This is a genomic window from Clavibacter zhangzhiyongii (assembly GCF_014775655.1).
Classification (GTDB): Bacteria; Actinomycetota; Actinomycetes; order Actinomycetales; family Microbacteriaceae; genus Clavibacter; species Clavibacter zhangzhiyongii.
Genome location: NZ_CP061274.1, coordinates 1,542,195 through 1,554,831, shown reverse-complemented (window position 1 = coordinate 1,554,831; position 12,637 = coordinate 1,542,195). Strand labels below are relative to the sequence as shown.

Here is a 12,637-nt window from a genome sequence, read left to right as displayed (position 1 = left end):
GCCCCTCGCGGGACCGCCCTCGTCTCACCGCGCCGCCGGGCGGCGTGCCCGTCAGGAGGCGGGCGTGGTGGTGATGCTCACGATCTTCGGCGCGCGCACGATGACCTTGTCGATGGTGCGGCCGGCCGTGGAGCGCTTCGCACCGGGGGTCTCGCGGGCGAGCGCCTCGAGCTCGTCGGCCCCGATGCGGGCGTCGACCTCGAGCTTGTCGCGCACCTTGCCGTCCACCTGCACGACGGCCGTGACCGTGTTCTGCACGAGGAGGTTGCGGTCGGCCTTGCGCCAGCCCGCGAAGGCGACGGAGCCGGAGCGGCCGAGGCGCTTCCACATGTCCTCGGCCGTGTACGGCGCGAACAGGCTGAGCGCCACGGCCACGACCTCCGTGGCCTCGCGGACGGCCGCGTCGCCGCCGCCGGGACCCTGGTCGACGGTCTTGCGGATCGCGTTGACGAGCTCCATCGTGCGCGCGATGACGACGTTGAACTTGAACGCCTCCAGCATCCCGGGCGCCTCGGCGAGGAAGCGGTGCGTGACGCGGCGTAGCGCCTCGTCGCCCGTCTTCCAGTCGACCTCGGGCGCGCTCGTGACATCGCCCGTGAGCCGCCACGCGCGCGCCAGGAACTTCGCGGAGCCGGACGGGGAGACGTCCTCCCAGTCGATGTCGTCCTCCGGCGGGCCGGCGAACGCCATCGTGAGGCGGATGGCGTCGACGCCGTGGCGGTCGATCTCGGAGCCGAGGTCGACGCCGCCCTTGCTCTTCGACATCTTGCTGCCGCCGGAGAGGACCATGCCCTGGTTGAGCAGCGCGCTGAACGGCTCGGTGAAGGTGACGTACCCGAGGTCGAACAGCACCTTGGTGATGAAGCGCGAGTAGAGCAGGTGCAGGATCGCGTGCTCGACGCCGCCCACGTACTGGTCGACGGGCGCCCAGCGGTCGGCGTCGGCCGGGTCGAACGCCTTGGTGGCGTCGTTCGGCGACAGGAAGCGCAGCCAGTACCAGGAGCTGTCCATGAACGTGTCCATGGTGTCGGGGTCGCGCGTGGCCGGGCTGCCGTCGACCGGGCTCGGCACGTTCGACCACGCGGTGGCGGCGGCCAGGGGCGACTTGCCCTTCGGCGTGAGGTCGAGGCCCTCGGTGTGAGGCAGGCGCACGGGGAGCTGGTCCTCCGGGACGCGGATCTCGTTCCCCTGGCCGTCGTAGACGATGGGGATGGGCGTGCCCCAGAAGCGCTGGCGGGAGATGAGCCAGTCGCGCAGGCGGTAGTTCTTCGCCGCGCGGCCGCGGCCCTCCGCCTCGAGCTGCTCGATGACGCGCTTGACGGCGGGCTGCTTGCTGAGGCCGTTGAGCGAGCCGGAGTTGATGAGTCGGCCCTCGCCGGGCAGCGCGACGCCCGTGCGACCGGGCAGCACCTCCTCGAGGTCGGGCAGCTCGCCGTCCTCGGGGATGATGCGGATGGCGCCCGTGACGGGCTGCGTGGTGTCGACCACCACGCGCACCGGAAGGTCGAAGGCGCGCGCGAAGTCGAGGTCGCGCTGGTCGTGCGCGGGGACGGCCATGACCGCGCCCGTGCCGTAGTCGGCGAGCACGTAGTCGGCGGCCCAGATGGGGATCCGCTCGCCGTTGACCGGGTTGACGGCCGTGCGGCCGAGCGGGATGCCCGTCTTGGGACGGTCGGTCGTGGAGCGCTCGATCTCGTTGAGGCGCTGCGTGCGCTCGAGGTAGCCGCGGAAGGACTCCCGCACCTCCTCGGACGCACCCTCGACGAGCTCGGCCGCCAGGTCGCTGTCGGGCGCGACGACCATGAAGGTCGCGCCGTGCAGCGTGTCGGGACGCGTGGTGAACACCGTGACGGGCTCGTCGCGGCCCTCGACAGCGAAGTCGACCTCGGCGCCGACGGAGCGGCCGATCCAGTTGCGCTGCATGTTCAGCACCTTCGACGGCCAGGTGCCCTCGAGCTGGTTGAGGTCGTCGATGAGGCGGTCGGCGTAGTCGGTGATGCGCAGGTACCACTGCGTGAGCTTCTTCTTCACGACCACGGCGCCGGACCGGTCGGACGTGCCGTCGGGCAGCACCTGCTCGTTGGCGAGGACCGTCTGGTCCACCGGGTCCCAGTTGACCCAGCTGTCCTTGCGGTACGCGAGGCCCTTCTCGTGCATCTTGAGGAACAGCCACTGGTTCCACGTGTAGTACTCGGGGTCGCTCGTGTGGAGCTCGCGCTCCCAGTCGAAGGAGAGGCCGTAGCGCTTCATCGACTGCTTCTGCGTGTCGATGTTCGCGTACGTCCACTCGCGCGGGTCGACCCCGCGCTTGATGGCGGCGTTCTCCGCGGGCAGGCCGAAGGAGTCCCAGCCGATGGGGTGCAGGACGTTGAAGCCCTGCTGGCGCCAGTAGCGCGCGACCGCGTCGCCGAGCGCGAACGCCTCCGCGTGGCCCATGTGCAGGTCGCCCGAGGGGTACGGGAACATGTCGAGGATGTACTTGCGGGGGCGGGTGTCGCTCGCGTCCGGCGTGCGGAACGGCTGCTCGCGCTCCCAGACCTCCGACCACTCGGCCTCGATGGCGCGGAAGTCGTAGGTGTCGCCGGGGGTGTCGGGGGTCTCGTGTGCCAAGGGCGCTCTCGATTCGATGCGGGGGTCGCGGCCGTGGAGGCCTCGACAAGACTAGTGAACGCGCCGGGTGGCTCCGGAACCCGCGCGCGGGGTCGTGATCAGGCCCCGGGCATCGGCCTGGGGAGGGGCCGGGGGACGCTCGCGCCCTCGTCCGACGGCGGTGCCAGGCGGCCCGCGCGGACCGCCGCAAGGAGCGGCGCCGCCTTCACCCGCACCTCCTCGAGCTCCTCCTCCGGCACCGAGAGCGCCGTGATGCCGCCGCCCGCGCCCACGGTCGCCCGGCCGTCCGCGACGACCACCGAGCGGATCACCATGGCGAGGTCGGCCCGGCCGTCGTCGCCGAACCAGCCGAACGCGCCCGCGTAGACGCCGCGGGGCCCGCGCTCGAGGGCCTGGAGGATGCCCACCGCGGCGGACTTCGGGGCACCCGTCATGGATCCCGCCGGGAAGAGCGCCCGCACCGCGTCGACGGCCGAGACGCCCGGCGCGAGCTCGCCCTCGACGCGGCTCACGAGCTGGTGCACCTGCGCGTACGCCTCCACCTGGAACAGGCTCGTGACGCGCACCGAGCCGAGCACGCACACGCGGCTGAGGTCGTTGCGCATGAGGTCGACGATCATGACGTTCTCGGCGCGCTCCTTGTCGCTCGCGAGGAGCTCGGCGCGGGCGAGCTCGTCGGCGGCGGGATCCGCGTGGCGCGGCCGCGTCCCCTTGATGGGGAGCGTCCGCAGCGTGCCGTGCCCGTCGACCTCCACGAAGCGCTCCGGTGACGCGCTGACGAGCACCGTGCCGCCGACGCGGAGGAAGCCGCCGTGGTGCGTGGGGCTGAGGGCCCGGAGCGCGAGGTGCACGCGGACCGGGTCGACGGCGCCCGGCACGTGCGCGGCGTTGGTGAGGCAGAGCTGGTAGGCGTCGCCGCGGCGGATGGACTCCTGGCAGGAGCGGATGAGGGCGAGGTAGGCGTCGTCGTCGTGGCGCCAGGCGGGGGCGGCGTCCCCGGCGGTGTCCTCGGCCGACGGCACGCCGGGCCGCGCGGCCGCCAGCGCGTCCTCCACGGTGCCCGGCCACGGATCCCCCGCGCGGGCGACCGCCCAGACCTCCCGCGCCGCGTGGTCGAAGGCGAGGAGGCGCTCGACGCGGAGGAAGGCGGGCGGGACGGCTGCCGCGGGATCGGCGGGGTCGGCGGCCGGCGCATGGTGCAGCGGGACGGTCTCCGGCCACGCGTCGTACGGGATCCAGCCGACGACGCCGAGCCGGAACGCGAGGCCCTCCGGCAGGCCGGGGGCGTCCTGCGGTGTGTCGTGGCGCGCGCCGGGCGACGCGGGCAGCAGCTCCGCGAGCCCCGCGAAGAGGCCGTGCGGCCACGCGTCGACGGTGCCGGCGGAGGCGGCGAGGTAGCTCCAGCCCTCCCCCGCCGAGTCGTCGAGCCAGGCGACGTCGCCGGCGGACGCGGCGGCGTGCAGCGCGAGGAACGCGTGCTCGGGCTCGTGCCAGGCGTCGAGGCGGCGGCCCGCGACCGGCCGCGGCGCGCGCGGATCGCCCTGCTGCATGCGCGGCCTCCCCGGGTCGTGAGCGCACCCGGCGGCCGCCTAGCCTCAAGGGTATGAGTTCCGACACGATCCTCCGGTGGACGCCCGCGGGCTGGGCGACGGATCCCGCGGATCCCGCCGGTGGAGGAGCCGAGGTCGCGCGTCCGGTCGGCCACCGCGTCCTCGCGGCCGACTCGTTCCTCGTCGACGAGGGGCGCGTCCTCGCCCTCGACGTGCACTGGCAGCGCTTCCTCGCGTCGCTGCGGCTGCAGGGCGCCGCGGTCCCGGATCCCGCCGCCTTCCTCGACGCCGCGGTGGCCGCCCTGCCGCGCGCGGGCGCCTGGTTCCCGCGGGTCGAGGCGCTGCGCGGACCGGACGGCGACGTCGCCCGCCTGCTCCTGCGGCCCGCGCCGGAGCGCACGGCGACGGTCGTGCTCCGCGACCACGACGGGCCGGATCCGCGCACGATGCCCCGCGTGAAGGGCCCCGACCTGCACGCGCTCGGCGCGCTCCGCAGCCGCGCGGCGCGGCACGGCGCAGGCGAGGCGGTGATCCTCGCCGCCGACGGCACGATCGTCGAGGGCGCCTACAGCGCGATCGTCTGGTGGCACGGCGACGCGCTGGCGGTGGTCGAGGGCGACGTGCCGCGGATCCCGAGCGTCACCGAGCGCAGCGTCGTCGCGCTCGCGACGGCCCTCGGGATCGACGTGCTGCACGACCGCGTGCGGCCCGCCGACCTCAACGGCCACGAGGTCTGGGCCGTGAGCGCGCTGCACGGGATCCGGCTGGTGCGCGAGTGGATCGGCGGTCCGTCGGTCGCCGCCGAGCCCGGCCGGGTGCGCGCCTGGCGGTCACGGCTCGACGCGCTCCGCCGCGAGCTGCCCGCGGGCTGACGCGCGCCGCGCCTCCGCGCACCCGCTGCCCCGGCGGTCACCCCGCCATGCGCCCGCCCTCCTCCGGCGTCATCCGCACCGTCCGGTCGACCAGCTCCGCCGGCACGTCCGTGTGCGTCAGCAGCAGCACCCCGCGGCCGCGATCCCGCGCGGCGGCGAGCACGTCCCGGAGCACGGCCCCCGCGCGGTCGGCGTCCACGTCGGCGGTGGGCTCGTCGAGCACGAGCACCGGGAAGTCGGCGAGCAGCGCGCGGGCGAGGGCGATCCGCTGCGCCTGGCCGCCCGAGACGAGGCCGCCGCGGTCGCCGACGCGCGCGTCCAGGCCGCCGCGCTCGGCCGTCCACCCCGCGAGCCCGACCCGGTCGAGCACGCCGAGGAGGTCGTCGTCGGTCGCGTCCTCGCGGGCGAAGAGGAGGTTCTGCCGGATGCTCGCGTCGAACAGGTGCGGCGCCTGCTCGCAGAGGCCGACGACCCGGCGCACCGCCGAGGGGGCCATCGCGCGGGCGTCGACCCCGTCGATCTCGTAGGTGCCGTGCGATTCGAGGAAGCGCACGAGGGCGGAGGCGAGCGACGACTTGCCGGATCCGCTCGCCCCGCGCACCACGACCGTCTCCCCCGGCCGCAGCACGAGCGACACGGGCTCCAGGGCGTCGTGCGCGGCGCCCGGCCAGCGGGTGACCAGGTCGCGGACCTCGAGGGTCGCGCCGCGCGCCGGCGCGGCCTCCTCCGGTGCGTCGGTCGCCGCGCCGCCCGGCTCCCGCGGGATCTCCACGGGCACCTCCGCCGGCACCGCGCCCGCCACGCGGTCGGCGCTGGTGCGCACGCGCCGCCACGCCTGCACCGCGAGCGGCACGGCGACGGCCGACTCCACCAGCGCGAGCGGCACGAGCGCCGCGAGCGCGAGCCAGGCCGGATCCAGCGCGCCGGACGCGAGCCCCGGCACGCCCTGCAGCACGGTCCATCCCGCGACGGCGCCCGTTCCGACGAGCACCACGCCCGTGGTGGCGCCCGCGGCGGCCGCGCTCCGCAGCTCCGCGCGTCGCAGCTCGTCGGCGGCCCGGTCGAGGTCGGCGAGGCGCGCATCCACGGCGCCGAACGCGGCGAGCACGTCGAGCCCGCCCACCGCGTCGAGCACCCGGTCCTGCAGCGCCGCCTTCGACGGCGCGATCCGCGTCTCGGCCCGCCCGGCGAGCGCCGTGGTCGTGCCGACGCCGACGGCGAGCGCGGACGCCAGGACGACCAGCAGCGCGATCCCGGCCGCCGGCAGCACGGCCCCGACCACGGCGACGCTGGCCGCCTGCACGAGCACCGACACGGCGAGCGGCTGGACGACGCGGAGCGGCAGGTCCTGCAGCCGGTCGACGTCGCCGACGAGGCGGGAGAGGAGGTCGCCGCGACGCGTGTCGCGGAGGCCCGCGGGCGCGAAGGGCAGCAGCCGCTCGAAGACGCCGGCCCGGAGCGTCGCGAGGGCGCGGAATGCTGCGTCGTGGCTGAGGATCCGCTCGAGGTACCGGAACCCCGCGCGGCCGAGCGCGAAGGCGCGCACGCCGACGATGGCCATGCCGAGGAAGAGGATGGGCGGCTGCTCGGCCGCGCGCGTGATCAGCCACGCCGAGGTCGCGAGGAGCGCCACCGCGCCGATCGCGCTGGCGAGCCCGGCGAGGAGGCCGGGCAGCGCACGACGGACGGGCGGCTGCGCGAGGCGGAGGACGTCGACGCGGTTCACGGCGCCACCTGCGCGTGCCAGGCGGGCGCGGGCGAGACGGGCGCAGGCGCGACGGGCGCGGCACGCTCGGGGGTCGCAGCCGATGCGCCGACGCCGGTCCCGTCCGGCGCGGCGGATCCCCCGCCCAGGCGCAGCTCCGCGTCCGCCGCCCGCACGAGCGCGCCGCGGTGGGTCACGACGACGACGGCGCGGCCCTGGTCGGCGAGCGCGCGGATCCCCTCGGCGAGGCGCGCCTCCGTCGCGGCGTCGAGGGCGGAGCTCGGCTCGTCGAGCAGCACGAGGGGGCAGTCGAGCACGAGGGCGCGGTGCACGGCGCGCGCGACGGCGACGCGCTGCGCCTGCCCGCCGGAGAGGCCCTGCCCGCCGACGCCGAGGCGGAGGTCGGGGTCGATGCCGTCGGCGGCCGCGAGCGCGAGGGCCCGGCGGACGAGGGCGTCGTCGGGATCCGCGACGCCGAGCGCCACGTTCTCCCGCACGGTCCCGGCCATGAGCCCCGGCCGCTGACCGGCCCACGCGATCTCCGTCGGCAGCGGCGGCCGCGGGTCGTCCGCCGCGGCGTCGCCCGTCCGGGCGCCGTCCGCCGTCCAGCCGACGGCGCCCGTCGCGGGCAGCTGGCCGAGGAGCGCCCCGAGCAGCGACGACTTCCCCGCGCCGCTCGGCCCGGTCACCGCCGTGACGCGCCCCCGGGGGAACCGCGCCGACAGGTCGACGAGCACGGGCCGGTCGCCCCGCAGGACGCTTAGGCCCCGGACGACGAGGGCGTCCCCCGCGCGTGATGCAGCCGGACGCGACCCGGGCGCGGCGGCGTCCCGGCCCGCCGCGGCCTCCGCCTCCTCGAGGATCCCGAGCACGTCGTCCGAGGCCGCCACCCCCTCGGCCGCCGCGTGGAACTGCACGCCCACCTGCCGGATCGGCAGGAACGCCTCGGGCGCGAGCAGCAGCACGAACAGCCCCACCTCGAGGTCGAGCTGCCCGCCGATGAGGCGCACGCCCACCGACACCGCGACGAGCGCGACCGACAGCGACGCCGCGAGCTCCAGCACGAAGCCCGAGAGGAACGAGATGCGGAGCACGCGCATCGTCTCGACGCGGTGCTCCTCGGTGATGCGGCGGATGCGCGCGGTCTGCCGCCGGGCGCGCCCGAAGACGAGGAGCGTGGAGAGCCCGTCGACCACGTCGAGGAACCCCGAGGCGAGCTCGGTGAGCGTGGACCACTGCCGCCGCTGCACCTCCTGCGTGGCCCAGCCGACGAGCACCATGAAGACGGGGATCACGGGGAGCGTCGCGATGACGGTGACGCCCGTGAGCGGATCGGCCAGCAGCAGCACCCCCACGACGACGGGCGTGGCGAGCGCCGTGAGGATGAGCTGCGGCACGTACCGCGCGAAGTAGGGGTCGAGCGCGTCGAGCCCCGGGCCGACGACCGTGGTGAGGCGCGCGCGGCTCCGGCCGGCGGTCCAGGCGGGGCCGAGGTCGGCGATCGCCCGGAGCGCACGCCGGCGGAGCTCGGCGGTGACCTGCGCGGCGCCGCGCGCCCCGACCACGTCGAGCAGCCAGCCGGCGACGCCCCGCACGAGCGCGGACGCGACGACGAGCACGAGCGCGGGCCCGAGCTCCGCCGCCGTGCGCCCGGCGATCGCCTGCACGACGAGCTGCGTGAGCGACCAGCAGAAGCCGACGAGCGCGACGGTCTGCACGACGCCGACGAGGGCGCCCACCGCGAGCATCGCCCGCGCGCGGACGGAGTGCCGCAGGAGCCGGGGATCGAGGGGCTTCACGGCGTCAGTGGGCGGCCTGGGCGATGACGGCGCGCGTGATGCGCTTCCGGAACACCCAGTACGTCCAGCCCTGGTAGGCCAGGATCAGCGGCAGCGCGAAGCCCGCGGCCCACGTCATGATCGTCAGCGTGTACGGCGACGACGACGCGTTCTCGAGCGTCAGCCCGTTCGCGGGGATGTTGGACGCGGGCATCACGAACGGGTGCAGCGCCGTGAAGAGGCTGGCGACCGCGAGCGCGATGGTCGCCGCGAGCAGGCCGAACGCCCAGCGCTCGCGTCCCCGCACGTTCGCGATGTAGGACCCGACGAGGGCGACGGCCGCCAGCGCCGAGACGAGACCGGACAGCGGCGACCCGTGCGCGAGCGTGGTCCAGACGAGGAAGGCCGCCGCGATCACGATGGTCGCCGCCCCGACGCGCATCGAGAGCAGGCGGGCGCGGGCGCGGATCGGGCCGTCCGTCTTGAGCGCCGCGAACTGCAGCCCGTTCACGAGGAACAGCGACAGCGTCGTGAGGCCGCCGAGCAGCGCGTACGGGTTCAGCAGGTCGAGCGTGGAACCCGTGTAGTCGTGGTTCGCGTCCATGGGCACGCCGCGCACCACGTTCGCGAACACGACGCCCCAGAGAAAGGAGGGCACGACCGAGCCGATCACGATCATCACGTCGAAGGACCGGCGCCACCGGTCGGACGCCCCCTGGTGCCGGTACTCGAACGAGACGCCGCGGAGGATGAGGGTGATGAGGATCGCGAGCAGCAGCAGGTAGAAGCCGCTGAACATGGTGGCGTACCACTCGGGGAACGCGGCGAACAGGGCGGCGCCGGCGACGATGAGCCACGTCTCGTTGAGGTCCCACACGGGTCCGATGGTGTTGATGAGCACGCGTCGGTCGGTGTCGTCCCTCGCGAGGAACGGCAGGCTCATGCCCACGCCGAAGTCGAAGCCGTCGAGCACGAAGTAGCCGACGAAGAGGAAGGCGATGACGCCGAACCAGAGGGTGGGCAGGTCCATCAGTAGACGCTCGCTTCCCGGACGACCTCGCCCGTCTCGGGGTCGGGCGCCGTCTCCGGATCCGGCCCCCTCTGCGCCGCCTTCAGGATGAGGCGGAACTCCACCACCGCGAGCGAGCCGTAGACGACCGTGAACGCGACGAGCGAGAGCAGCACCTGGATGCCGGTCACGTTCGGCGAGACGGCCGACGAGGTCTGCAGCAGGCTGAAGACGATCCACGGCTGGCGGCCCATCTCCGTGAAGATCCAGCCGACGGTCATCGCGAGCAGCGGCAGCGGGGCCGCCCAGATGGCGACCTTCCACATCCACGGCCGCGGGACGGCGCGGCCGCGGCGCGTGAGCCAGAGGCCGGCGACCGCCACGCCGATGGCGGCCATGCCGAAGCCGATCATCCAGCGGAACGCCCAGTAGGTGACCCAGATGGTCGGCGTGTAGTCGCCGGGGCCGTAGCTCTGGACGTACTGCGCCTGCAGGTCGTTGATGCCCTGGACCGTGCCGTCGAGCGTGTGCGTCGAGAGGAACGAGAGCAGGTACGGGATGCGGATGGAGAACAGCTCGCTCGACCCGTCGGGCGTACCCCACGTGAAGACCGAGAACGACGCGGCGGCGCCGGAGGAGGTGTCGTAGTGCGCCTCCGCGGCCGCCATCTTCATCGGCTGCGTCTGCACCATCGCGAGCCCGAGCTGGTCGCCCGAGAGGATGGTGAGCGCGCCCGAGACGACCATGAACCACATGCCGAAGCGCATGGCCGGCATCATCGTGTCGAGGTGCTGGTTGCGCGAGAGGTGCCAGGCGGCGACCGAGATGATGACCGCGGCCGCGCACATGAAGCTCGCGGAGATCGTGTGCGGGAACGCCGCGAGGGCGACCTTGTTGGTGAGCAGCGCCCATATGTCGGTGAGCTCGGCGCGCCCGCGCTCCTCATCGATGCGGAAGCCGACGGGGTTCTGCATGAAGGCGTTGGCCGCGAGGATGAAGTAAGCCGACAGGATCGACGCGACCGAGACCACCCAGATCGACGCGAGGTGCAGCCCCTTCGGGAGCTTGTCCCAGCCGAAGATCCACACGCCGATGAAGGACGCCTCGAGGAAGAACGCGAGGAGCCCCTCGAGCGCGAGCGGGGCACCGAAGACGTCGCCCACGAAACGCGAGTACTCCGACCAGTTCATGCCGAACTGGAACTCCTGGACGATGCCCGTGACGGTGCCCATCGCGAAGTTGATGAGGAAGATCCTCCCGAAGAACCGGGTGAGCCGCAGGTAGTGCTGCTTCCCGGTGCGCACCCAGGCCGTCTGGTACAGCGCGCAGACGAAGGCCATGCCGATCGTGAGCGGCACGAAGAGGAAGTGGTAGACGGTCGTCAGGCCGAACTGCCAGCGGGAGAGCAGGAGCGGGTCGAGGAGGTCGTTCACTCGGGGCGACCGGTACGGCGGGAGCGCGGGCGGTCGGCAGGGGCGGGGGCGGGGGCGGGGGCGGGATGCGGTGTCATGGCGACCGGATGCGCTTCCTGTGGAGGGTGGATCGTGCGGGTCTGAGGCTCCATCGCGACCCCTTCATTCTACGACTTGTAGACGCCTGACGCGAGCGTCCGCGGGGATCCCGGTCGGGTCGCGTTCGCCGCCCGGCGGTGCGGCGGCCACCCGTCGTTCACCCGCCCGGGCGACGCTCGGACCACGCATCCGGATCGGCGTCGACCCGGTGCGCCCGCCTCCGCGCGAGCCCCACCCGTCTCCGGGCCCCGGACGACGACCCATCCCCACCCGGACCGCACGACCCGACCGAAGGGCCGCCATGACCTCCTCCGCCCCCGCCTCCCGGGCACCCGGCCTCGCGCTCGGATCCACCGCGTCCGCCTCCGTCTACGTCGGCATCCTCGTGGCCGACGGCGCCCTCCTCGCCGGGCGCGTCGCCGAGGCCGCCGAGCGCGTCGAGGCCGGCACGGCCGCGCGCTACGACGCCCGCACGGCGACCGCGGAGGACGTGCTCGTCGCGGCGCTCGCGCTCGTCGCGGGCGGCCTCGACGTCCGAGACGCCGCACAGCACGCCGCGGCCGGGGATCCCGCGCCCGTCATCCAGGCGCTGCACTCGCTCGCGGGCCGCGGCGGCGTGGAGCCGTACCTCCTCCGCAACGGCCTCGAGGTGCACCACTTCCACGCGCTCCGCGACGCGGTCGTCGCCGTCGGCGCCCGCGAGCTGGACGAGTCGCAGGACTGATCCCCGGAGCGTCCCTCGTTCTGGGGGCACCGCCTCGTGTCCGCATAAAGGGGGACCGGCTAGAGTCGTATCGAGCGCACGGCCCTTACCCCCCCTTGGGTCTGGCGCTCGCAACCCGACGAGCAGGTCCGTCCATCCCCCCCGGATCGGACCGCTCCCGGACCACGGTGATCTCCCGCGTCCCCCGAAGGAGCGAGGTCATCGGAGAGGCCCGGCACCCGTGGCGTTCCCGCGCCCCGTGCCGGGCCTTTCGACCGTCCGCCGTCCGACGCGCGCCGCCCGACGCGCGCCTCCGCCCTCGACGGCTCAGTCGCGGGGAGCGTCCCCGCCCGGCTCGTCCTGGAGGGCGAGGTGCAGGATCGCCAGGTCGAGCGACCGCCCGAACTTCGTCCCGATGCCCGGCAGCAGCCCCACCCGCCGGAAGCCGAGCCGCTCGTGCAGCCGGATCGACCCGGCGTTGCCCGCCTCGATGTCGGCGAACATCGCGCGCTTGCCCGCGGCGCGCGCGTGGGCGATCAGCTCCTCCACCAGGGCCCGGCCGATCCCCCGGCCCTGGAACCCCTCGCGCACGTAGACCGAGTCCTCCACGGAGTAGCGGTAGCCGGACATGCGCCGCCACGGGCCGTAGGTGCCGTAGCCCGCGACGCGTCCGTCGACGTCGGCGATGAGGATCGGATCCCCCGCGGCCGTCGTCTCCGCGTACCAGGCCTCGCGCTCGGCGCGGTCGACGGGCTCGTCGGTCCAGAGGGCGGTGGAGTGCAGGATCGCGTCGTTGCGGATGTCCAGCAGGTCGTCGACGTCGCGGGGCTCGGCGGGGCGGATCCTCATGCCCGCAGGCTATCGGAGCGGTCGGCGTCGTCCTCGCGGTGCGGGAGGAT

Annotated in this window: 9 protein-coding genes; 2 read left to right on the top strand and 7 right to left on the bottom strand. The window is 74.5% G+C overall.

The genetic code is table 11. The features are described from left to right. Positions 1 to 51 precede the first annotated feature (51 nt). Together leuS and H9X71_RS07400 are read right to left on the bottom strand one after the other, a co-directional pair. Positions 52 to 2,610 (bottom strand): leucine--tRNA ligase, encoded by a 2,559-nt coding sequence (gene leuS, locus H9X71_RS07405; protein WP_191146513.1) that lies wholly within the window; start codon positions 2,608 to 2,610, stop codon positions 52 to 54. Positions 2,611 to 2,708: 98 nt separating this feature from the next. Then, positions 2,709 to 4,160, bottom strand: a complete 1,452-nt coding sequence (locus H9X71_RS07400; RefSeq protein WP_191146512.1) for an anthranilate synthase component I family protein — start codon at positions 4,158 to 4,160, stop codon at positions 2,709 to 2,711. Positions 4,161 to 4,213: 53 nt separating this feature from the next. Between H9X71_RS07400 and H9X71_RS07395 the strand changes: the two genes are divergently transcribed. Continuing rightward, entirely contained in the window at positions 4,214 to 5,032 is an 819-nt protein-coding gene (locus tag H9X71_RS07395; RefSeq protein WP_191146511.1) for an aminotransferase class IV, read from the top strand. Positions 5,033 to 5,069: 37 nt separating this feature from the next. On the opposite strand, the gene cydC is transcribed toward H9X71_RS07395, so the two are convergent. The 4 genes from cydC to H9X71_RS07375 are packed head-to-tail and all read right to left on the bottom strand — an operon-like array spanning position 5,070 to position 10,957. After that, positions 5,070 to 6,758: a thiol reductant ABC exporter subunit CydC gene (gene cydC, locus H9X71_RS07390; RefSeq protein WP_191149008.1), complete on the bottom strand. Its 1,689-nt coding sequence runs from the start codon at positions 6,756 to 6,758 to the stop codon at positions 5,070 to 5,072. Beyond that, entirely contained in the window at positions 6,755 to 8,536 is a 1,782-nt protein-coding gene (gene cydD / locus H9X71_RS07385; RefSeq protein ID WP_191149007.1) for a thiol reductant ABC exporter subunit CydD, read from the bottom strand. Before cydD ends, cydC begins: the two co-directional genes overlap by 4 nt. A 4-nt stretch (positions 8,537 to 8,540) precedes the next feature. Further along, positions 8,541 to 9,545: a cytochrome d ubiquinol oxidase subunit II gene (gene cydB / locus H9X71_RS07380; RefSeq protein ID WP_191149006.1), complete on the bottom strand. Its 1,005-nt coding sequence runs from the start codon at positions 9,543 to 9,545 to the stop codon at positions 8,541 to 8,543. Then, positions 9,545 to 10,957: a cytochrome ubiquinol oxidase subunit I gene (locus H9X71_RS07375; protein ID WP_191149005.1), complete on the bottom strand. Its 1,413-nt coding sequence runs from the start codon at positions 10,955 to 10,957 to the stop codon at positions 9,545 to 9,547. Before H9X71_RS07375 ends, cydB begins: the two co-directional genes overlap by 1 nt. A 379-nt stretch (positions 10,958 to 11,336) precedes the next feature. On the opposite strand from H9X71_RS07375, the gene H9X71_RS07370 reads away from it, so the two are divergent. After that, entirely contained in the window at positions 11,337 to 11,759 is a 423-nt protein-coding gene (locus H9X71_RS07370) for a hypothetical protein (protein WP_191149004.1), read from the top strand. 306 nt (positions 11,760 to 12,065) lie between these two features. Here H9X71_RS07370 and H9X71_RS07365 read toward each other — a convergent pair whose 3' ends face one another. After that, positions 12,066 to 12,587, bottom strand: coding sequence for a GNAT family N-acetyltransferase (locus H9X71_RS07365; protein WP_191149003.1), 522 nt, complete (start codon positions 12,585 to 12,587; stop codon positions 12,066 to 12,068). Positions 12,588 to 12,637: the final 50 nt, after the last annotated feature.

Bases quoted from the DNA above. Each gene is read 5' to 3' on its own strand.
- cydB (WP_191149006.1), bottom strand. From the start codon at position 9,545: ATGGACCTGCCCACCCTCTGGTTCGGCGTCATCGCCTTCCTCTTCGTC.
- H9X71_RS07370 (WP_191149004.1), top strand. From the start codon at position 11,337: ATGACCTCCTCCGCCCCCGCCTCCCGGGCACCCGGCCTCGCGCTCGGA.
- H9X71_RS07395 (WP_191146511.1), top strand. From the start codon at position 4,214: ATGAGTTCCGACACGATCCTCCGGTGGACGCCCGCGGGCTGGGCGACG.
- H9X71_RS07400 (WP_191146512.1), bottom strand. From the start codon at position 4,160: ATGCAGCAGGGCGATCCGCGCGCGCCGCGGCCGGTCGCGGGCCGCCGC.
- H9X71_RS07365 (WP_191149003.1), bottom strand. From the start codon at position 12,587: ATGAGGATCCGCCCCGCCGAGCCCCGCGACGTCGACGACCTGCTGGAC.